General features: G+C 45.3%; 18 protein-coding genes. 7 read left to right on the top strand and 11 right to left on the bottom strand.

From position 1 onward, the window contains the following. Nucleotides 1-132: 132 nt before the first annotated feature. Nucleotides 133-2,457, top strand: coding sequence for a 5-methyltetrahydropteroyltriglutamate--homocysteine S-methyltransferase (metE, locus tag KXQ82_RS04995; protein ID WP_219487058.1), 2,325 nt, complete (start codon nucleotides 133-135; stop codon nucleotides 2,455-2,457). 53 nt (nucleotides 2,458-2,510) lie between these two features. On the opposite strand, the gene KXQ82_RS04990 is transcribed toward metE, so the two are convergent. Beyond that, complete coding sequence (locus KXQ82_RS04990; protein ID WP_219487057.1) at nucleotides 2,511-3,020, bottom strand: DinB family protein; 510 nt, start codon at nucleotides 3,018-3,020, stop codon at nucleotides 2,511-2,513. Nucleotides 3,021-3,100: 80 nt separating this feature from the next. Here KXQ82_RS04990 and KXQ82_RS04985 point away from each other — a divergent pair, with 80 nt between their 5' ends. Further along, nucleotides 3,101-3,679 (top strand): DUF4202 domain-containing protein, encoded by a 579-nt coding sequence (locus KXQ82_RS04985; protein WP_219487056.1) that lies wholly within the window; start codon nucleotides 3,101-3,103, stop codon nucleotides 3,677-3,679. On the opposite strand, the gene KXQ82_RS04980 is transcribed toward KXQ82_RS04985, so the two are convergent. Next, nucleotides 3,676-3,915 carry a DUF1456 family protein gene (locus KXQ82_RS04980; protein WP_219487055.1) on the bottom strand — a complete coding sequence of 80 codons (240 nt, stop codon included), beginning with the start codon at nucleotides 3,913-3,915 and terminating at the stop codon, nucleotides 3,676-3,678. The two genes, KXQ82_RS04985 and KXQ82_RS04980, sit on opposite strands and share 4 nt — an antisense overlap. A gap of 12 nt (nucleotides 3,916-3,927) precedes the next feature. After that, on the bottom strand, nucleotides 3,928-5,229 hold the full coding sequence (locus KXQ82_RS04975; protein WP_219487054.1) for a DEAD/DEAH box helicase: 1,302 nt from the start codon (nucleotides 5,227-5,229) through the stop codon (nucleotides 3,928-3,930). Here KXQ82_RS04975 and KXQ82_RS04970 point away from each other — a divergent pair. The 3 genes from KXQ82_RS04970 to KXQ82_RS04960 are packed head-to-tail and all read left to right on the top strand — an operon-like array spanning nucleotide 5,228 to nucleotide 6,888. Then, nucleotides 5,228-5,365 carry a hypothetical protein gene (locus KXQ82_RS04970; protein WP_219487053.1) on the top strand — a complete coding sequence of 46 codons (138 nt, stop codon included), beginning with the start codon at nucleotides 5,228-5,230 and terminating at the stop codon, nucleotides 5,363-5,365. The genes KXQ82_RS04975 and KXQ82_RS04970 overlap by 2 nt on opposite strands. Beyond that, nucleotides 5,356-6,645, top strand: a complete 1,290-nt coding sequence (locus KXQ82_RS04965) for a DEAD/DEAH box helicase (protein ID WP_219487052.1) — start codon at nucleotides 5,356-5,358, stop codon at nucleotides 6,643-6,645. The genes KXQ82_RS04970 and KXQ82_RS04965 overlap by 10 nt, the downstream gene beginning before the upstream one ends. Before the next feature lie 3 nt (nucleotides 6,646-6,648). Further along, the gene (locus tag KXQ82_RS04960; protein WP_369412426.1) at nucleotides 6,649-6,888 is read left to right on the top strand and encodes a hypothetical protein; all 240 of its coding nucleotides are present in this window, start codon (nucleotides 6,649-6,651) and stop codon (nucleotides 6,886-6,888) included. Here KXQ82_RS04960 and rlmF read toward each other — a convergent pair. From rlmF to KXQ82_RS04925, 7 genes are all read right to left on the bottom strand, one after another. After that, nucleotides 6,885-7,859 carry a 23S rRNA (adenine(1618)-N(6))-methyltransferase RlmF gene (gene rlmF, locus KXQ82_RS04955; protein WP_219487051.1) on the bottom strand — a complete coding sequence of 325 codons (975 nt, stop codon included), beginning with the start codon at nucleotides 7,857-7,859 and terminating at the stop codon, nucleotides 6,885-6,887. The two genes, KXQ82_RS04960 and rlmF, sit on opposite strands and share 4 nt — an antisense overlap. Nucleotides 7,860-7,868: 9 nt before the next feature. Then, nucleotides 7,869-8,252, bottom strand: a complete 384-nt coding sequence (locus tag KXQ82_RS04950) for a DUF3037 domain-containing protein (RefSeq protein ID WP_219487050.1) — start codon at nucleotides 8,250-8,252, stop codon at nucleotides 7,869-7,871. Further along, the gene (locus tag KXQ82_RS04945) at nucleotides 8,230-9,024 is read right to left on the bottom strand and encodes a HipA family kinase (RefSeq protein WP_219487049.1); all 795 of its coding nucleotides are present in this window, start codon (nucleotides 9,022-9,024) and stop codon (nucleotides 8,230-8,232) included. Before KXQ82_RS04945 ends, KXQ82_RS04950 begins: the two co-directional genes overlap by 23 nt. Nucleotides 9,025-9,080: 56 nt before the next feature. Beyond that, nucleotides 9,081-10,280 carry a threonine synthase gene (locus tag KXQ82_RS04940; protein ID WP_219487048.1) on the bottom strand — a complete coding sequence of 400 codons (1,200 nt, stop codon included), beginning with the start codon at nucleotides 10,278-10,280 and terminating at the stop codon, nucleotides 9,081-9,083. A 118-nt stretch (nucleotides 10,281-10,398) separates the two neighbouring features. Beyond that, nucleotides 10,399-12,045 carry a M28 family peptidase gene (locus KXQ82_RS04935; protein ID WP_219487047.1) on the bottom strand — a complete coding sequence of 549 codons (1,647 nt, stop codon included), beginning with the start codon at nucleotides 12,043-12,045 and terminating at the stop codon, nucleotides 10,399-10,401. Nucleotides 12,046-12,057: 12 nt separating this feature from the next. Beyond that, on the bottom strand, nucleotides 12,058-13,239 hold the full coding sequence (locus KXQ82_RS04930) for a TlpA disulfide reductase family protein (protein WP_219487046.1): 1,182 nt from the start codon (nucleotides 13,237-13,239) through the stop codon (nucleotides 12,058-12,060). 109 nt (nucleotides 13,240-13,348) lie between these two features. Next, nucleotides 13,349-14,044 carry a DUF3826 domain-containing protein gene (locus tag KXQ82_RS04925; protein ID WP_219487045.1) on the bottom strand — a complete coding sequence of 232 codons (696 nt, stop codon included), beginning with the start codon at nucleotides 14,042-14,044 and terminating at the stop codon, nucleotides 13,349-13,351. Between the two features lie 184 nt (nucleotides 14,045-14,228). Between KXQ82_RS04925 and KXQ82_RS04920 the strand changes: the two genes are divergently transcribed. Both KXQ82_RS04920 and KXQ82_RS04915 read left to right on the top strand, forming a co-directional pair. Then, nucleotides 14,229-15,689 (top strand): sialate O-acetylesterase, encoded by a 1,461-nt coding sequence (locus tag KXQ82_RS04920; protein WP_219487044.1) that lies wholly within the window; start codon nucleotides 14,229-14,231, stop codon nucleotides 15,687-15,689. Then, nucleotides 15,679-18,000, top strand: coding sequence for a DUF5703 domain-containing protein (locus tag KXQ82_RS04915; protein ID WP_219487043.1), 2,322 nt, complete (start codon nucleotides 15,679-15,681; stop codon nucleotides 17,998-18,000). Before KXQ82_RS04920 ends, KXQ82_RS04915 begins: the two co-directional genes overlap by 11 nt. A 497-nt stretch (nucleotides 18,001-18,497) precedes the next feature. Here KXQ82_RS04915 and KXQ82_RS04910 read toward each other — a convergent pair whose 3' ends face one another. Then, nucleotides 18,498-20,540 (bottom strand): aceric acid hydrolase, encoded by a 2,043-nt coding sequence (locus tag KXQ82_RS04910; RefSeq protein WP_219487042.1) that lies wholly within the window; start codon nucleotides 20,538-20,540, stop codon nucleotides 18,498-18,500. Between the last annotated feature and the right edge of the window lies 1 nt (nucleotide 20,541).

Raw genomic sequence — 20,541 nt, 5'->3', positions numbered from 1 at the left:
GCGGTATTGAGTTAAAAGCGTATATTTTTTTAATATATCAGCACTCCCCTATCCATACTTTTTATTGTAACACATTGCGAAGTTTAGCTAAAAGAGCTTTTAACCGATTTATTCATTTAATCATTAAAAGTAATGCTAACGCAAAATTTGGGCTATCCGCGAATTGGTAGCCAGCGCGAACTAAAAAAGATCTGCGAAAACTATTGGGCAGGTAAAACAGGGTACAAAAATGTGCTCTCGGTAGGTAAAAACATCCGCCTGGAAAACTGGCAGATACAAAAAGAGGCGGGCATAGACCTTATCCCCTCGAACGATTTTTCGTTTTACGACCAGGTATTGGATCACTCCCTAATGTTTGGTGCAATTCCTAAACGGTACAACCCCGTTATGCTGAAAGAAGGCGGCACCGAACTTGATCTTTATTTTGCAATGGCCCGCGGCTATCAAAAAGACGGCTTGGATGTAGTAGCAATGGAAATGACCAAATGGTTTGATACCAATTACCATTACATTGTACCCGAGTTTTATAAAGACCAGCGGTTTAAACTCTTCTCAACCAAAATTATTGATGAGTTTTACGAGGCTAAGCAAGCAGGCATTATTACCAAACCGGTATTAATAGGTCCGGTATCATATCTGCTGTTAGGCAAAGAAAAAGAAGATGGCTTTGACAGGATAGACCTAATCAGCAACCTGTTGCCCGTTTATTTCGATATCCTGAAAAAACTGCAGGACCTGAATGCTGAATGGATACAATTTGATGAGCCTTTTTTGGTGCTTGACCTCACCGAAAAGGAACAAAACGCATTACGCGATGTATACCAACAGATCAGAAAAGCGTTTCCAAAATTAAAAATAGTATTGGCCACTTACTTTGAGCAGTTGGGTGCTAATACAGCTTTGGCTGCATCATTACCTGTAAATGCATTGCATATTGATTTGGTAAGGGCACCGCAACAATTAGACGAAGTGATAGCCCAATTGCCAAAAAACGTCATATTATCATTGGGAGTTATTGATGGGCGAAACATCTGGAAAAATGATTTCGAGCAATCGCTCGCTATTATCAAAAAGGCGAAAGAAAAACTTGGATCAAATCATATCTGGATAGCGCCATCGTGTTCATTAATACATTCGCCCTGCGATCTGCGTAACGAAAAGAACGAAGAGGTTTTAACGCCTGAACTTAAACAATGGATGGCTTTTGCCAAACAAAAGATACATGAGGTAATGATGCTTAAAAACCTTTCATCAGATGATCCGGGAGTTAACTATCAATACCAACTGGCCGAAAACAAGTATGCCCATACCAACAGGAAGATATCTACACTGATACATAATGAGGTAGTTAAACAACGCGTAAGTAGTTTAATGCCGGAGCATAGTAAGCGGGAAAGCAATTTTGTCATCCGTAGGGATAAACAGCATAAGCTATTTAGCTTCCCATTTTTCCCAACAACAACTATTGGCTCGTTTCCGCAAACTACCGAGGTTCGGAGCTGGCGCTCACAGTACAAAAAAGGTACAATAACCGAGCAGCAGTACATCGACCTGGTAAAAGAAGAAACTGCTAAAGCTGTAAAATGGCAGGAAGATATTGATATTGATGTGTTGGTTCACGGCGAGTTTGAGCGGAACGACATGGTTGAGTATTTTGGCGAACAGCTGGACGGCTTTACGTTTTCGCAAAACGGATGGGTGCAAAGTTATGGCAGCCGCTGTGTTAAGCCACCCATTATTTATGGCGATGTATCAAGGCCCGAGGCAATGACGGTTCAATGGTCGGCTTATGCACAGTCTTTAACAACAAAGAGAATGAAGGGCATGTTAACCGGCCCTGTTACTATTTTACAATGGTCGTTTGTGCGAAATGACCAGCCACGCTCTGAAACATGTACACAAATAGCACTGGCTATTCGCGATGAGGTTTGCGATCTGGAAAGCGCCGGGATCAAGATCATACAAATAGATGAGCCGGCCATACGCGAAGGTTTGCCCTTGCGTAAACAAGACTGGGAATACTATCTGGAATGGGCTATCAGGGCGTTCCGGATTTCGCAAAGCGGCGTCCAGGATGATACGCAGATACATACACACATGTGCTACTCGGAGTTTAACGATATCATTAAAAACATAGCAGACATGGATGCAGATGTGATCACGATAGAAACATCGCGCTCACAAATGGAACTCTTGGATGTTTTTGCCGATTTTAAATACCCAAATGAAATAGGGCCCGGCGTTTACGACATCCACTCGCCACGCATACCTGATAAAGATGAAATGATAACCTTACTTAACAAGGCAAAAACGGTTATCCCATACCACCAACTTTGGGTAAACCCCGATTGTGGCTTAAAAACACGGGGGTGGGATGAAACCAAAATTGCCTTAACAGAAATGGTTGCTGCTGCTAAACAAATGCGGGAGAATATTATGGCGCCTGCCCTTGTGTAGGTTATAATGCAACTGCTGTGCGTTTATGGCGTACAGCAGTTTTATATATCTTATTACTTTTCGTACAGTACTTTAACCGTCACCAGCAATTGCCCGGTATGTCGCATAATATGCTCGGCAGAGTGAAATAGCAAACCAATTACCGTTGTTGGAATTTGCGCCCTGCCCAAACCACGAAAATGGGTTAACGTTGCTTCATCCGTTTTACTCAATTGCTCAAGAGCGCGATCAACCTGCTCACCAAATGCCTGTACCATTTTTTGCCTAATATCATTATCCAGATAAGCTTTCCCTTCGTTAGCCAAATAGTGAAGCTGATCGGCATTAAGCGCCTCTCCTCTGGCATAAGTATACAGGCGATCAAGTACGCCGGTCATATGTTCGAGATGAAAAGCGGGCGATGCCATACCTGCCGGTTTTTCCCAAAGTAAGGTATCGGGAAAGCCTTGCATCAAGGCACTTACCTCTTCGCGGGCTTGCAGCAGCGCATGGGCAACAGGTTGCAACAGCGGCGAAACGCCTGCTATGGGGCCGCGTTGCCATACTTCGGGTTGTGTTGACATAACTTCTATTTGAATAAACAAATGTATAATGGTTACTGTTAAGGTGTGAAACTAAAGCATAAAATTGCTTAATTTGAACAATGGATAAGTTACAAATCGCATTCGACCTGTTTGACAGGTATAACCAACAGGACCCCAATTTTGTGATATCGAACGGGCAAACCTACCCTGCCGAATATTTTTATGCCCTGCAGTTATATAACTGGGTGATCAGGCTTGAAAATAAGCCGAGTGAAAAGCTGTTACTGGCATCGCGCAGCCAGCATATTGGCCGTTGGGAAATACCGCGCAGCGATTACCCGATGAACAAACCCGGTTACTTAACCTGGCGCAGTGATTTGGGAAAATACCATGCAGAAAAAGCAGGAGAGCTAATGTTAGAGGCCGGTTATGATGAAGAGTTTGTTGGCGATGTAAAACGCATCATCCTGAAACAAAAGATAAAGCTGAATGCTGAAGTACAAACCATGGAGAACGCTCTATGCCTTGTGTTCCTTGAATTTCAGTTCGAAGATTTCCACCAAAAGCACAGCGAAGAAAAGCTCATCCACATCCTGCAAAAGACATGGAAAAAGATGAGCGAGGCCGGCCACAAGGCAGCTTTAACGCTTAATTACAGTGATGCAAGCAAGGCAATCATTGCAAAAGCACTGGCTTAAACTTTTTTAGCCGGCTCAGGTTTGGCACCACGCAGGTGTATAACCAGTCCGTTTAAAAAGTTACGGAGTATCTGGTCGCCGCAAGGCTTAAAATTGGGATGGTCGTCTGCGCGGAATATAGCGCCTAACTCTGCTTTGGTGGTATTAAAGTTAACGAGTTTTAATATCTCGATAATATCATCATCGCGCAGTTGCAGTGCCACGCGCAGTTTTTTCATTATATCGTTATTGCTCATATCGGTATTCTTTTAGCTCGCTATTTCGATCTTTACTTTCTTGTTCTTTATTTTCTCGTTCTTCAGCACATCAATGGTTTTGGTAATCAGGCTGCGCTTAACCGCCACGTACGACGAATAGTCGAGCACTTCTATCAATCCCAATTCATCCTTGTTTAGTTTGCCTTTTTGCAACAGCAGCCCAACAATATCTACCTTGTTCACCTTGTCTTTTTTGCCTGCGGCAATATACAAAGTTGCCCAGGGTGTTGGCTCAGGCAGTTTATTTTTAGTGGGAAGGGGTTCTATTTCGTATTTGGCATCTAAGAAGTCGGGGTTTTCATCGGGTGTAAGCAACAGGTAAGCGGTGCCTTTGGCATGCATACGCGCGGTACGCCCGTTGCGGTGGATAAAAGCCTCCTTGTTATGCGGCACCTGGTAATGGATGATGTATTCAATCTCGGGGATATCCAATCCACGCGAAGCAAGATCAGTGGTGATCAATAATCTGCTACTCCCGTTACGGAATTTGATAAGGGCCTTTTCCCTGTCCTCCTGCTCCATTCCACCGTGAAATACGTCGTGTATCACACGCATATCCCAAAGCAGTTCGCTGATGCGGTCTACGGCGTCACGGTGGTTGCAGAATACCAGGGTAACCTTGCTGCCAATGGCGCAGATGAGCGAAAACAGTGTTTCCAGCTTTTCATCAGGCTCGCTGATGATGGCTTTGAGTTGCAATGCCGACGCACTGGTATCGCGCCTCAGGAAATTGAGTTGTATGGGTTCCTTCACTCCTGCAAAAGCAGGGATGTTATCCATTTTGGTAGCCGAGGTGAGGATACGGCGTTTAAGGCCAACCAGGTCGCGGATGATGAACGACATATCATCCTCAAAGCCAAACTCCAAAGCCTTGTCAAACTCATCAAGCACCAAAATTTTAATGGCATCAGTTTTAAAGTTGGAGCGTTTGATGTGGTAAGCGATACGGCCCGGCGTGCCGACAAGGATTGCAGGCGGCTGCGAAAGGTTATTTCGCTCCACCTTGGTATCATGCCCGCCATAGCAACAGTTTATTTTGAAACCTGTGCCCATGGCTTTAAACACCTGCTCTATCTGCAAAGCCAGCTCGCGGGATGGCACCATGATGAGTACCTGCACATCGGCTACAGCCGGATCAAGCGTTTTTAAAACAGGGAGCAAAAAGCCCAGCGTTTTACCGGATCCTGTTGGCGATAGCAGTACCATATCCTTCGCCTTATCGGCATTAAGGGCAGCATGCTGCATTTCGTTCAGTTCGGCGATATTGAGTTTTGCGAGGGCTTCTTTTATCATGATCGCTGCAAAGGTAAGGTTTTTGAAGGCGCAATTAGCATGTAGCGATGGGTTTGAAACCCATCGCTACGAAATGGTTGAAGCCATATTGCCAACTACTCGTGGCAAAGCGTTACCTTTGCAGCAATGTGGTTAGAGAAATTAAAGCTGAATAAGCAAATGGTGCGGTCGGTGACCGAGGCGGGGTATTTAACGCCAAAGGAGATACAGGCAAAAACAATGACCCGTATTATAGGCGGTCAGGATATTATTGCTGTTGGACCCGAAGGCTGCGGAAAAACAACGGCGTACGTTATCGGGGTATTAACCCGCTTAAAATATGGTGTGGAAGAAGCGCCGAGAGCGTTGATCTTAGTTCCCGACAAGGAGCGCGTTTTAGAGGTTGAGGAGCACTTTAACCGCCTGAACAAAAATGACAGTATCCGTATTGTAACCTTATATGCTACTCCCGGAATTGAAACACAAATGAACGCTTTGGCGGATGGTGCCGATATTGTGGTTGCTACACCCGACAGGGCACGTGCCATATACCTTAAACTTGGTTTGAACCTCAACAAGATTATCATGTTTGTGGTGGATGATGCCCAGGCAATAGTGAAACAAGGTTTGCAGTTACCGGTTGTTGAGCTGGCTAACAGCATACAAAAATGCCAGCACCTGATCTTTACCGAAGTAATGCATAGTAAGCTGGAGTTGATGATAGACCCGTTTATGAATGCTCCGGCTATAATTGAGGTAGAGGAATTAGTTGAAGCTGAGGCCGAGGTATACGAGCAAACGCTGTTTAATGTAAACAACTTCAAAACCAAGATCAACCTGTTGAATTTGCTTTTGGGCGAGCAGCAGGACGGCAATAAAACGGTGGTATATGTAAACACCCGCTTAACTGCCGAAAAGTTATACAACAGCCTTTACCAGTCAGTAAAAAAACACGCGGCTCTATTAAAGCCCATCTTTTTTGAATCGACGGGTTTTGAGCACATGTCGGACTTTTGCGAGCAGGATACTTACTCGATACTGATCGTAGCGAATGAATTGAATGCAGATACCGATCTTTTCCGCATCAATACCATCATCCATTTTGAATTACCGGTGGAGAAGGAAACCTTCATCCAACGCGTTGTAAAACGAGAGGAACAGCAATTGGAGGTACTTACTTTTAGTACTGATATTGAACTGGCCGATGTAAAACGAATTGAACAGGCTACCGGTAAAAAAATGACCGTGGTTGATCTGCCGCATAACCTTATCATCAGTAAAGAGGTAAAGGATACAGACAAGAAAAAGCCGGCATCAAAAAGCGATGAGCCCGAACGCGGCGCAGCCTTTCACGAAAAGAAGGCGAGTAATGCCAAAACTTATAACCTTAGCGCGGGTACCAAAGCTAAGATGAATAAAAAGAAGAAACACGGATAAACAATGATGATAGAACCATTTGATATTGAATTAGGTGCCGTAACCTATTCAGTTTTCCCCGAAGAAGATGACATGTACACTATTTTTAAGGATGGTGTAGAATACCTTAAGATACAGAAAGATACCGAGCAGCAATGGATAAAGCTCGACAGCGAAACTGAACTACCAACTTTTGAAACCGATGCTGAAATAAACCTGATCGGCAAAGAGATCATCATTTACCAGGCTGAAAACCAGGGTTAGTCTTTAACCGGCGCCCAGCGTTTGGCCCTCCACTCCTGCTGCTTAGCTTCGTCTAAAAAAGTCCATGCCACTACACGGCTTACCTTTTGCCCTTGCGACATGTTGATGGTTTTTACATCGGCAGCCTTAAACCAGTGCAATGTGCGGTAAATAGCTTCGAGGGAGTCTTTTTTAGATACCAGTGTTGTGAACCAAAAACAGCTATCAGGTATTTGAGCGCTTTGCTCTATCATGCGGTTGATAAATGCCGTTTCGCCGCCTGTTGTCCATAGTTCAGCTTTTTGTCCGCCAAAGTTTAACAGTTCTTTCTTTTGCTCTTTACCGAGGTTACGCCATTTAGTGAGCGTACCGGCCTGCGCTTCTTTTAGCGATGCGTGGAAAGGCGGGTTGCATATGGTAGCATCAAAAAACTCGGTGGATTTGATGATACCGGTAAATATAATACCTGATTTTGATTGTAAACGGGCCTCAACTTTATCCGCAAGGTTTTTGTTAGATGAGATGATCTTATTTGCCGATTCAATAGCCACCGGATCAATATCCGAACCAACAAAGTTCCAGCCGTAGCTGCGGACACCTAATATGGGGTAGATAGCATTGGCACCGATGCCGACATCCAATATATTCACCTGTTTGCCTGGTGGGAAAGCCCCTCCGTTGCTTTCAGCTAACAGATCGGCCAGGTAATGGATATAATCTGCACGGCCTGGTATAGGCGGGCATAAAAAGCCCTCGGGGATATCCCAATGGTTAATATTGTAATGTACCTTCAGCAAGGCTCTGTTCAACTCCTTTACAGCATCGGCATTGGTAAAGTCGATGGTTTCAATTTGAAATTTATTCAGGCCCACAAACTTACGCAACGCAGGATCGGCCTTCACCAATTTTCCAAACTCGTAGTTACCCCGGTGCAAGTTGCGTGGGTGCAGGTTATCTTTTTGAGCGGGTGTTTCTTTTTCGGGTTGGGGCATATCGGGTAATTATAGTACTAATTGGCTATGCAACTTTGACAGCGTTTCGGCGGCATCCTTACAAAAACCAGGGTGAACTTTTGAGCATTGTACCACAGTACTGCGGGTAGCAGTTAGCCAGCGAAAACGCGAGGCTATATCCAGTTTACCTATCGGCCCGCCTTGTGCACTGCCAATACATATCTGCTCAAAAGCGCATAAATGTTCTTTGACTTCGGCAATATCCAAATCGATAGACAAGGCCTTCAATCGTTGCTCATCCAACGCAAAAACCGCCTGTAAAAACTTTTGTTTGGCACAGTATAACACCACGCCCACATTCAGAAACTCCTCGCGCTCTACCCTTGGTACAACGCGGATCACGGCGTACTCAAATAAGGTTTTCTCTTGCATTTTGGGCTTCTTTTACAAAAACTTCGGTATTCGCTAAGCGCGATGTTAAGTATTTTAAATAAGCGGCGCGATGTTCTTCCGCTGTAGCGAATGGCGAATCTTTTACCAGCCAGCTATCAGGTATCAGGTCAACAACCGAACTAATAAACTCATCGCTTAGTTTTGCTTTAAAATCGGTATCCACACTTTCCAGCTCGCTTGCATAAGGTAATAGCACATGGTCTTTAACCAAAGCGAACGGGCGCAAAGCCTGCTCCTCCCAATTTTGCCATGAGTGGTGAAAATACATCGATGCGCCATGGTCTATCAACCATAACTCCTTATGCCATAACAACATATTGGTATTGCGGCAGGTGCGGTCCATGTTGATAAGCAGGCAATCCAACCAAACTATTTGCGATGCCGGCAATGGCTCAACTTTGGTCGTAATAGGATCAAATGTGATGGCGCCGGATAAATAATGCAAGGCCAGGTTAAGGCCAACACTCGCTTTCAGTAAGTCCTGTATCTCTTCATCAGGCTCGGTGCGGCCAAAGGCTTCATCCAGGTTGGCAAATACAATTTCGGGCACTTTAAAGCCTAATTTGCGGGCTATTTCGCCACCTATTATTTCGGCGATAAGCGCTTTTGGCCCCTGCCCCGCCCCGCGAAACTTGAGCACGTACAGAAAGTCATCATCAGCCTCCGCAATAGCGGGCATAGAGCCCCCTTCACGCAAAGGCGTAACATAACGGGTAACGTTAACGGTTCTGAGTTGTAATTGGGTATCCATATCCTGCAAGCCCGAAATTAGCAATAATAATCAGCTTTTCGGAACCAGCGGCATCGTTACCCTTCTATCTCAATGTTTTCGAGGTACTTATAACCATTGCCGGTGTTGATGAGCAATACCCTTTCGCCGGGCTTTATCCAGTTGCCTGCCTTTAGCTTTTTAAAGGCTTGCCATAAAGCCGCGCCTTCGGGTGCTATCAGCATACCTTCGTTTCGGGCTACCTCATTTACGCCGGCATTCATTTCGGCATCGCTAATGTTTAAGGCAGTTCCTTCGCTTTCGCGGAGCACACGGAGTATTAACTTATCTGCATAAGGTTTAGGTACACGTAATCCATTAGCAATGGTGAAACCACCATCAACAAAGTTTGAAGTACTTTCTCCCGCAAGGAAAGCCTGAACAATACCGTCGCAACTCTCAGATTGCACAGCAACCATTTTAGGCCGCTTGCTGTCTATCCAACCCAATTGCTCCAATTCATCAAAGGCTTTCCAAATACCGATGAGGCCTGTACCGCCGCCGGTTGGGTAAAGTATTACATCGGGCAATTGCCAATCAAACTGTTCAGCAATTTCGTAACCCATAGTTTTTTTACCTTCAAGGCGATAAGGCTCTTTTAATGTGGATACCTGGAACCAGCCATGCAGCAAAGCATGCTCGTTAACCAACCTGCCGCAATCGCTGATGCTGCCATCTATCTCTACCAATTCTGCTCCGTATAAGCGGCATTCGTCTTTAAACACTTGCGGTGTTTGGCGGGGCATATAAACAATGGCATGCATACCTGCTCGTGCTGCGTAAGCTGCTAAAGCTCCGCCTGCGTTCCCGGCTGTAGGAATAGCCAATTTGGTTAATCCTAACTCTTTTGCTTTGGATACGGCAGCGCTTATACCACGCGCTTTGAATGAGCCTGTCGGGTTGCCCGACTCGTCTTTCCAAAAGACTTCGTTACCCGATGCGTGTTTTTTGAAGTTACCTATCGGGATAATCGGCGTAAAACCTTCACCAAGTGTAACTATGTTTGTTTCATCTATTACAGGCAAAAACTCTTTATAACGCCACATGGTAGCAGGTCTGCCATTTAGTATACTTTTACTTAAACCCGTTGGAAGATGATATTTAGCATATAATGCTGATTTGCAATCAGGGTTGGCGCAAACTGTATTAATTTCGTGAGCCGAATGAATGGTGCCGCATTCAGGGCATTCTAAATGACTGATCAGCGACGCGCTCTCAACAACAACTTCTGTATCCATAACAATTTATTATAACCTATTATAATTAATTATAACGTTTTTAGCATTTCGTTATAATATAAAGCTATAATAAATTGTTATGGTTTAAAGAATTTGTATCATAAAAATTGCATTGGGTTTACTTTTTTGCAGGTGTGCTAAAGATATCGTCTTTGTTCCAAACCGGCTTTTTAACATCCTTTGCTATTAGGTATCCTATCAAAAAGTTGAGCTGGGCATATTTCTTTCCGGCATCAAAATCAAATACCCCATTAATATCGTCCTGGGGCTTATGGTAGTATTTAGCGCGCCATGGGGCAACAATATCGGCAAGGTTATTTTTACCATCGGCGGTTTTATTCCCGTATTTTACGTGCAGGGCAGGTATACCCTGTACTACAAAGCTATACTGATCACTACGGGTAAAACGGGCCTGCTTTGGTTCCGGGTCGGGCTCGACTGTTATTCCCATGTATTTGGCAGCCTGATCAACCTGTTTGCTGAGCGATGAATGCTCAGCCCCCAAAGCAGTAATAGACAGCAGTGGCGCAATAATAGTAGGCATGTCCGTATTTACATCGGCTATCATGCTTGCTTTAGGCACAGTTGGGTATTTTGCAAAATACCCCGATCCCAGGTCGCCCATTTCTTCGCCGGTTACCATTACCACTAAAATGGAGCGCTTAGGTTTTACTTTCATGTTAGCATAAACTTTGGCTATGCCCAATAAACTGGCAACACCCGAAGCATTATCATGCGCCCCGTTATAAAGTGAGTCGCCTTGTACGGGTACACCAAAACCTAAATGATCCAAATGCGCGCTATGTACTACATATTGATTTTTTAGTTTAGGATCAGAACCCGTTATCTTCCCTATAATATTATAGCTCAGCATGTCCTTATAATCAGAATGATAAACAGCATTTATACCTGCTTTCAAATCAAATGATTGCGTTTTGCCTGATTTGATGAGCGACAATACATCTTTCAGGTCTTTACCTTCCTGTTTCATCAGGTCCCCAAACGTTTTGCTGTCAAGGTTACCAAATAATTTCACTTGCATAGAATAAAAACTGCGCGACACTGAAACTTTACCCTTAGCATCCATTACACTATATGCAGGGCGGTTAGCGATACCGGGAAACCTGCCCGAAGTATCGGCCAATGCAATAATAACGCCTATCGCGCCATGCTCAGTAGCAGTTTTTAAAATTGTGGTGGCATTTGAAACATGCGCCATAACCGACGACGGAAAAGCATCCGGTGCACCACGGGTTATTAATACAACCTTCCCTTTAACATCAATGCCCGCATAATCATCGTAACCTAATTTAGGTTCGCTTACCCCATACCCTGCAAATACAAGCTGACCGCTAACATTAACATCAGCCAGTTCGGCATTAGGTGTTATTGATATATTTTTGCCTACTGTTAAAGTAACATCGCCCGCGTTGGTTAATGTTGCTGTGGCGCCTTTTTGAGTTGTTGCCTTACGTAGGCGTACTGTTTGCAGCCAAGTTCCATTCTCGCCGGCAGGTATAACTTTAAGCAACTTTAATCGCCCGATCACGTAATCAACAGCCATTTGGTATCCTTCTGTGCCTGGCATTCGGCCTTGCAGTTTATCATCAGCCAGGTAGGCAATGTCTGCCTTTATTTCATCAGCTTTTACTGTTTCAAAAGCTTGTTTCACATTAGGGCTTAATTTTACCTGCTGTGCAAAGCTTACCTGTACGGCTAAAGCCGAAAAAAGGGTCATCAGACCCTTTAATATCTTATTCATCATAAAAACCTCAGCTTATTTTTCCATTGTTTGAGGAGTAGTTTTACCGCTACCCGATGGCGTAGTTACCTGGGTTAGCTTATCAACCAATGCCTGGCCAAACAGGTTTTTACCTATGATTTTGCCATTAGGATCTAACAAAAAGTTTTGCGGGATAGCCTGAACACCGTAAAGTGTTGACACTTCGTTTTTCCACCATTTCAGATCAGATACCTGCGCCCAGTTCAAACCATCAGTTTCAATGGCTTTAAGCCATGCTTCCCTTCCGTTTGGCCTGTCTAATGATACACCCAAAATGGTAAAGTTTTTGTCTTTGAATTGGTTAAAAGCTTTTACAACATTCGGGTTTTCACGACGGCAAGGACCGCACCATGATGCCCAAAAATCGATCAATACATATTTTCCTTTAAATGATGATAAGGCAATAGCTTTACCATCTTTATCATTTTGCGCAAACTCGGGCGCTTGTGCTCCTATGGCTACCAATTTTAATTTAGGTATCATCTCTGCATAGCGTTTACCTGTTTTGCTTTCTTTAAGTGCAGGCGAAAGCACATTGAATATAGGCTCAAGATCGCTCGCTTCAGGATAATATCCAACAACAGTTTGCAAATTATCCAAGCTCACCTGCGACGCGGGGTTTGCTTTAATGAATTTACCGGCTATCACTTTTTTCTCGGCATCAATATCATTTTCCCTTTTATCAAAAGCGGCGCTCATTTCGGGCGTAAGCTTATCTTTAGGTACTGCTGTTTCCTCAGCATAAAGCGCTTTCATTTTATCATTAGAAGCCTTTAACGCTGCATTAAGCTTTTGGTTATCTTTATTTAAAGGCGAGCCTGATATAGTGGCATTATAAACAGAATCTGTTCCGCTAATTTCAGCAGAGCCCGGTTCAATATATAAACCTAACAAGTCCACGTTCCTTGTTCTTCGCAAAGCTGCAAGGGTTTCGCCGGTATGCCCTATCAATAAACTACCTTTTACAGCAGCAGGTATAGTACCTTTAAACTCGAAGGTGCCGTTTACAATATTTACCGAATCTGTGATATTTTGCGAATCAGCAGAGTAAAGTAAAAAAGCTTTTGCAGGTGCGTTAACGTTCTTTACCGAACCCTTTAAAGTATATGCGCCAGATTGTGCCAGTACCGCTACTGCGGGAAGCAACAGCATGGCCAGGGAAGTGATTTTTTTCATTGTGCGTTTAATGAGTTAATGTTAGCCCAAATTAGCAACAAAAAAGCAAAATGCCAAAGAAACACCCAAAATCTGTTACTTTACTGACAAGTATTCACATCAACCTCAGTTAATTCGCATCAGGTACTGCCGCTTTCTTTGCTTTTTGCGCATCGGCATATGCTTTATACATGGCATGCCAGTTGCGGCCGCTATCCGTAAAATAAGCTTCTATTTTGGTTTTGTAGATCTTAAAAATGGTTGATATCTGGTCGACATTCTTATAATCAATAGCCTGCTCGCGGGCTGCTTTCAGGTTGGTCAATATCACAGCTTCGTCTTCCTTCGTCAGGTTCGGCACAATCGACTTATAACCATTCATAGTAAAGGCCACTTTGCCAATAGTGTATTTATCCAGTATTACTTCTATCTGGTCATCTGTCAGGTCTTTTCTCAATCCGGCCATCAGGTTTTCGTGTACACTTTTGGGTATGGTTGAGTTAATGATCACCTGGCGCTCCAGTTTATTAAACACCTTACCTGTAATGGGGTTCATACCTTCGGGTACCAGGGTATAATCGTGGGTATTATTCCAGTCGCGCACAGCGGTGAGGTGTGTAATAATCAGTTTAGTAACACGGTTTACCTTCGCCGTATCGCTCAGGTGTAGTTCAGCAACAAACGAAGCAGCCCTTACATCCGGGTCGCCTTTTGATTTCCCGTCGGCGGGTTTAGTTTTCGCATCACCATTATTTTGTGCGAAAGTAAATATTGGCAATACGGCAAATACCGTAACCATCAGTAAAAGTACAATGCTTTTCTTCATGATGTGTTTAGCTTATATTGGTTTTTAATTATAGGCTAATGTATCGGGCATTTGCAAGGCATCACTAAAACAACTTAGCACATCACTATACAATATTATCCTATTTAAGTACCAGCCATCAACTTATAGAAAATAATACTATAAATTTGATACAATACCAATAAACCATTATTCTGCTTATTATATGAACACCATTAAAAGTCCGGCTATGCTTTTAAGCCTGATATGTCTTTGTCTGGCTAGTCAGCTGGCAAATGCACAACCCAAACTGGCAGCTTTATTTACCGATAACCTGGTGCTGCAGCAACAATCAACCGTGCAGGTTTGGGGCTGGGATAAACCAGCGGCCATCATCAGCTTAACCAATACCTGGGATAAAAAGATATATAAGGCCACAGCTGGTGCCGATGGAAAATTCATCATCAAAATAGCTACGCCAAAAGCAGGCGGCCCGTACGCGCTCACTGTTAGCGATGGTAAAGCCATTACCCTCGGCAATATCCTCATCGGCGAGGTTTGGATCTGCACCGGCCAATCGAATATGGAGCTGCCGATGAAAGGTTACAAAGGCCAACCCAACTATGGCTCTAACGAAGCCATCCTCAACTCCGAGAATAAGAACATCCGCCTGTTTACCGTGCCTCGTGCATCAACAACAACATTACAGCAGGATGCCAAAACAAGCAAATGGTTAGAGGCCAACCTGGAGTCGGTATCCGATTTCAGCGCTACAGGTTATTACTTTGGCAGGATGCTGAACAAGATGCTTAACGTACCTGTCGGACTCATCAACTGCAGCTATAGCGGCTCATCTATACAGGCATGGATGGATGCCAAAACATTGGGCGCCTTCCCCGAAATTAAAGTGCCTGCCCCAAATGACACCATTAAAGAGGTAAGCCGCACCCCTACCACCTTATACAACGGCATGCTTTCTCCCGTTATGGGTTATGGCATTAAAGGAGCCATTTGGTACCAAGGCGAATCCAACTACAGCGAACCCACCCAATACAGCAAGCTTTTCCCAACTTTCGTGAGCATGCTGCGCCAGCAATGGGGCCAGGGTGATTTTCCTTTCTATTATTGCCAGATAGCACCGTACGATTACGCGCAACTAAAACCCTTTAACAAAGGCGGCAAATACAACTCGGCCTTTGTACGCGATGTGCAACGACTGCAAGCCGACAAGATACCCAACACTGGCATGGCCGTATTGATGGACATCGGCGAACAGGCCACCATTCACCCTCCGCATAAACAACAGGGTGGCGAGCGCATGGGTTTGCTGGCGCTGGCTAAAACATACGGACTAAAAGGCTTTGGTTTTGAAAGCCCGGCTTACGATAACCTCACCATTAAGAACGACCAGGCCATCATCAAGTTCAAGAACGCGTTTAATGGCATCACCGCCAATTTCAAAGAACTCACCACCTTCGAGATAGCAGGTACCGATAAGCACTTTTATCCCGCCAAGGCGGTCATATCAGGCGGCAGCTCTATCACGGTAACCTCGCCGGATGTGAAGCAACCCGTAGCCGTGCGTTACGCTTTCCGCGATTATGTGATGGGCGAATTGTTTGGCACCGATGGCCTGCCGGTTTCCTCTTTCCGTACCGACGATTGGGATTATAACGATGCGCAGTAGAAGAGCCATATTGCTATTGGCGTTTATACTGGCCTCCTCCCGTTTGTTCGCGCAAACGGAGTTAGGCAGGTATAATGTAACCTGGACCAGCCAAAGCAAAAGCTCGGCCGAAAGCATGCCCTGCGGTGGCGGCGATATTGGCCTTAATGTTTGGGTAGAGAACGGCGACCTGCTCATCTACCTCAGCAAAAGCGGCACGTTCGATGAGAATAACACCATGCTCAAATTAGGCCGTCTTCGCGTAAAGCTAAGCCCTAACCCCTTTGCGGGAAAAGACTTTAAGCAGGAGTTGGTTTTACACGATGGCTGTATCAACATAACTGGTGCCGATGGTAAGCTTTCGGCTTCGGTCAACATTTGGGTGGATGTCTTTCAACCCGTAGTGCATCTCAGCATCAAGAGCAATCAACCCATCACCACGCAAGCCGCCTACGAAAGTTGGCGTTACCGCGACAGGCAGATGAAAGGCAAAGAGAACAACCAAAGCTCCTGGAAATTTGCCGCGTCGCCTATAACCACTACTTATTCCGACTCGGTCAGCTTTGCGGGCAACACCGTTCAATTCTATCACCACAACCGTGATAGTACCATGTTCGACGCGACGGTTAATGAGCAGTTCATGCAATCTGTAAAGGGCCAAATGTTCAACCCGCTCAAAAATCTTACGTTTGGCGGTTCCCTTAGCGGGGACAATATGGTTGCAAGTGGAAATGCGACCGGCACTTACGCAGGTACCGATTTCAAAGCATGGCAACTTAAAAGCGCTAAGCCTGTTAACCAGCAACAGTTACAGGTTTGTCTTTACACGCAACAAACCCCCAATGTTAAAACCTGGCGATTGGGTTTGAATAAAGTTATTCAAAAAGCTAAGACGGCAGCTACGGCAAATAAAAGAACGCTCAACTGGTGGCACCAATACTGGCAGCGCAGTTTTGTAAATATTCATCCCGGCAAGGTACAACCCGATAACGAACCATGGCAGGTTGGTCGCAATTACCAGCTGTTCCGGTACATGCTCGGCTGCAATGCCTACGGGCAATACCCTACCAAATTTAACGGCGGCCTGTTTACTTACGACCCGGTTTTGATGGATACCACCTTCAAATTCACACCCGATTTCCGTAACTGGGGCGGTGGTTTGATGACGGCGCAAAACCAACGGTTAGTGTATTTCCCCATGATCAAAAACGGCGACGGGGATATGATGAAACCCCAGTTCGATTTTTACCTGCGCTCGCTTGGCAATGCCGAACTGCGCAGCCGCTTTTACTGGAACCACGCCGGGGCCAATTTTGTTGAGCAACTCGAAAACTTTGGCCTGCCTAACTACGCTGAATACGGCAAAAAACGTCCTGCTGGTTTTGATAAAGGCATGGAATACAACAAATGGCTCGAATACGAATGGGACACCGTTTTCCAGTTCTGCCTCATGATGCTCGATGTGCAGCAATACTCAGGCAAAGACATCCACCAATACATTCCTTTCATCGAAAGCTGCCTCACCTTTTATAAAGAACATTACGAGTATCTTGCCCACCAGCGTGGCGAAAAGCCGCTTGATACCAACGGGCACCTCATCCTTTATCCCGGCTCAGCAGCCGAAACCTTCAAGATGGCACGCAACTCAACCAGCACCATCGCGGCATTGCAGACCATCTTAAGCCGTATCCTCGAATTGCCAAATGGCTATTTAAACGCTGCCAGCAAAGCCAAATGGCGCACCATGCTTTCGCAGATACCACCCATCAGCCTGGCGGAGTTCAAAGGCAAACAAACCATCGCCCCTGCCAAATCATGGGAGCGACTTAATAACACCGAATCACCACAACTGTACCCCGTATTCCCATGGCACATCTACGGCGTGGGTAAAACCGCATTGCAAACGGCCATCAACACCTACCAACTGGATACTAATGCTGTCAAATTCCGCAGCCATGTAGGTTGGAAGCAGGATAACATCTTCGCCGCCGACTTAGGCTTAACCGATGAAGCCGCGCGCCTCACTACCCTCAAATTGAAAGACTCCGGTCGCCGTTTCCCCGCCTTCTGGGGGCCGGGCTTCGATTGGACACCCGACCATAATTGGGGCGGCAGCGGCATGATAGGCCTGCAGGAAATGCTCCTTCAAACCAATGGCCGAAAGATCATCCTCTTCCCCGCCTGGCCCAAAACCTGGGATGCCCACTTCAAATTTCATGCTCCTTACCAAACTACTGTTGAAGGGACGGTTAAGAATGGCAAGGTAACCGACTTGAAAATCACCCCAAAAAATCGGATGAAGGATGTGGTCAATATGCTAAATAAGCTTTAACTATTTTGCCATTTTCGCAATACAAATCCTGAAAATGATGGGTATCCTTGGGTATTCTTGGGTATTTTCAATTAAATTCTACACCAAATTTTACCAATTTGATATTTTTACCTTCATTTACGTCAGTGTACCACTTAAGCCAAAACAAGGGTATTTATGGGTGTTTTATCAACACGTCTTTGCGAGGCACGAAGCAATCCTAAACATTACATTCACGCCAGACATAACGCTTAACGCCTATCGCATACCTTTCTATCGAAGATTGCTTCGTGCCTCGCAATGACGCGAAAAAACACCCAGGGATTTATGAGGATCTTAAATTAATCCTTTCGCTGGCGCAAGCGTCACGCTTGTGACCACGACGATAGGTAGCAAGGCGGAAAAGTAAGATTTATTTCCTCTCATTTGCTCCCCATCCTTTAATCCATACAATGTACGAATTTTCCGCGGCATTCTCAAGTCAAATCAAGCTCACATCTTACCTCTCCCATCTTACATCACTTGCTCACCGGTATCCACGTTTCCATCTCCACATGCCCCCTGTTACCCCAGGCAAAATAAGGGATCAGTTGCACATTCACTGTGCTTACATCTTTGCTGTTCACATCCCTGTAAAGCTGATTTTTCCAAACCGTATTTTTAACGGTGGCTTTGCCATTCAATCCCACCAAATTACTATTCGCAATAACTATCTTCTCCGGCTTCAGGTCAACATTTTCTGAGAGCGACAAGCCCAGCACCTTAGCGCCTTTTGGTATCCCTGCCGATTCCACACAATATACCATCGGGCCGCGTTTTACGGCTATTTGGTTACGGGTTTCTTCAACCAACGGATTGGCTTCAATCAGGTTTACCGGCATGGCAAGGTTTAGTTCTACCTGGTCGCCGGTGCTCCATTTGCGGCGCAGTTCGGCGTAAGTTCCGGGCGTTAAGGTTACCAATCCTGCGGGTTTGCCGTTTATATTCAATTTAGCCTCTTTACACCAGCCCGGTATCCTGAAAAACATCGAGAACACAGATTCAGGGGCCTCGTTTACCGTAAACTTAATTTGCCCGTTCCATGGGTAATCTGTTTGCTCGCTTATCTTTAATGGACTGCCATTCTTTAGCGTGGTAGCGAGGTTATTGCCCCCATACAGGTTAAACCATATTCCCCTGTCCGACAGGCTATAAACATAGCTACCCAGCTCGGCAATGGTACGTACCACATTCGGCGGACAGCAATCCGAGTAGCCAATATAACTCACCCTATCCTTCGACCAGCGTTGCTGGAAAGGCATATCATCCGATACGCTCAAGGGGTTGGTATACAAATATTTAGTCCCGCTAAGGCTAATACCCGAAAGCATCCCATTATACAAAGTCAGTTCCATAATATCAGCATACTTGGCATCGCCTGTTAATTGCAGCATACGCCAGTTCCATAACACATTGCCCACGCTGGCGCAGGTTTCATTATGCGCAGTAAAGTTGGGCAATTGAAAATCACGACCGTAAGCCTGGTGCACCTGCTGCACGTCTTTCAATAGGTACGATGTACCATCCGGCGAAACGCCGTCGTAAACCGCGCCACAGCCTCCTGTAATATACATTTTGCGGTTCACTACATCGTTCCAAACCAAGTTAAGGGTATGCGTAAGCGAAGTATCGCCGGTCTCAGCAAAAACATCTGCAGCCCCCGCGTACAGGTAATTGGCCCTCACAGCATGCCCCATCGCAGCGGTTTGCTGGCGGAAAGGTATCCTGTCCTGGTTATCATCTGTGCCGTCTTTCATCAATCCACGTATGTCGATCAGGTTTTTGGCCAGCTCCAGGTATTTGGGATCTTTAGTTGTACGGTACATCTCTACCACACCCATATAATGCGATGGGCAAATGGCGTTCCTCGCCAACTCCGGCGAAGCTGTTTTATAAAATCTGTACAGGTAATCAGTAGCCTTAATGGCGATGTTCAGAAAATCCTTTTTACCCGTAACCCGGTAATGGATGCAGGCCGCCGTCATCAGGTGGCCCAGGTTGTAAGTTTCAAAATTTAACCTGTCTTCAAAAGCTTTTGCCTTGTCGGGATTTTTATGTTCATCAATTAATGTTGGTGTATGGATATAGCCATCTTTACGCTGCGCCTTACCTATCAGCGCGATGGTTTTATCCAGTTCGGCGCCAAGCTTAGGGTCTTTATTCACAGCATAAATGGCCGTCATGGCTTCCATCAGCTTATAAAAATCACCATCCTGGAACGGCGGCCCAACATGCGAAGCAGTATCCAAACCGGCCGCCGAAGCAAAGTTTTGCGTGGCGTGCCCCTGTTTAGGGTCGGTATATACATTCCACAGGTGCGGTATCATCGAATCGCGACAAGCCTTAAAACGTTCTGCCCAAAAGCCTTGTGTCCATTGCACGTTGTCCATATTTAAGCCGCTCAGCTTAGCATACGGGCTTTGCGAGGTATTTACCAGGCTATTGCTTTGCGCAGAGGTGTTCTGGTTGTTCAGCAACAGGGCAAAACCTGCTGCCAAAAACATTTTGAAGCTTGTATTCATG

It is taken from the genome of Mucilaginibacter rivuli, from assembly GCF_019391655.1.
In the GTDB taxonomy this organism is placed as follows: domain Bacteria; phylum Bacteroidota; class Bacteroidia; order Sphingobacteriales; family Sphingobacteriaceae; genus Mucilaginibacter; species Mucilaginibacter rivuli.
The sequence above is the reverse complement of the archived record's forward strand: the minus strand, read 5'-3'. Positions and strand labels throughout refer to the sequence as shown.

Excerpts from the sequence above, each read along its gene's own strand:
- rlmF (WP_219487051.1), bottom strand. The coding sequence starts at position 7,859 with ATGCCCCAACCCGAAAAAGAAACACCCGCTCAAAAAGATAACCTGCAC.
- KXQ82_RS04990 (WP_219487057.1), bottom strand. The coding sequence starts at position 3,020 with ATGTCAACACAACCCGAAGTATGGCAACGCGGCCCCATAGCAGGCGTT.
- KXQ82_RS04960 (WP_369412426.1), top strand. The coding sequence starts at position 6,649 with ATGATGATAGAACCATTTGATATTGAATTAGGTGCCGTAACCTATTCA.
- KXQ82_RS04925 (WP_219487045.1), bottom strand. The coding sequence starts at position 14,044 with ATGAAGAAAAGCATTGTACTTTTACTGATGGTTACGGTATTTGCCGTA.
- metE (WP_219487058.1), top strand. The coding sequence starts at position 133 with ATGCTAACGCAAAATTTGGGCTATCCGCGAATTGGTAGCCAGCGCGAA.
- KXQ82_RS04940 (WP_219487048.1), bottom strand. The coding sequence starts at position 10,280 with ATGGATACAGAAGTTGTTGTTGAGAGCGCGTCGCTGATCAGTCATTTA.
- KXQ82_RS04910 (WP_219487042.1), bottom strand. The coding sequence starts at position 20,540 with ATGAATACAAGCTTCAAAATGTTTTTGGCAGCAGGTTTTGCCCTGTTG.
- KXQ82_RS04945 (WP_219487049.1), bottom strand. The coding sequence starts at position 9,024 with ATGGATACCCAATTACAACTCAGAACCGTTAACGTTACCCGTTATGTT.
- KXQ82_RS04970 (WP_219487053.1), top strand. The coding sequence starts at position 5,228 with ATGATCGCTGCAAAGGTAAGGTTTTTGAAGGCGCAATTAGCATGTAGC.
- KXQ82_RS04930 (WP_219487046.1), bottom strand. The coding sequence starts at position 13,239 with ATGAAAAAAATCACTTCCCTGGCCATGCTGTTGCTTCCCGCAGTAGCG.
- KXQ82_RS04975 (WP_219487054.1), bottom strand. The coding sequence starts at position 5,229 with ATGATAAAAGAAGCCCTCGCAAAACTCAATATCGCCGAACTGAACGAA.
- KXQ82_RS04935 (WP_219487047.1), bottom strand. The coding sequence starts at position 12,045 with ATGATGAATAAGATATTAAAGGGTCTGATGACCCTTTTTTCGGCTTTA.
- KXQ82_RS04985 (WP_219487056.1), top strand. The coding sequence starts at position 3,101 with ATGGATAAGTTACAAATCGCATTCGACCTGTTTGACAGGTATAACCAA.
- KXQ82_RS04950 (WP_219487050.1), bottom strand. The coding sequence starts at position 8,252 with ATGCAAGAGAAAACCTTATTTGAGTACGCCGTGATCCGCGTTGTACCA.
- KXQ82_RS04915 (WP_219487043.1), top strand. The coding sequence starts at position 15,679 with ATGCGCAGTAGAAGAGCCATATTGCTATTGGCGTTTATACTGGCCTCC.
- KXQ82_RS04965 (WP_219487052.1), top strand. The coding sequence starts at position 5,356 with ATGTGGTTAGAGAAATTAAAGCTGAATAAGCAAATGGTGCGGTCGGTG.
- KXQ82_RS04980 (WP_219487055.1), bottom strand. The coding sequence starts at position 3,915 with ATGAGCAATAACGATATAATGAAAAAACTGCGCGTGGCACTGCAACTG.
- KXQ82_RS04920 (WP_219487044.1), top strand. The coding sequence starts at position 14,229 with ATGAACACCATTAAAAGTCCGGCTATGCTTTTAAGCCTGATATGTCTT.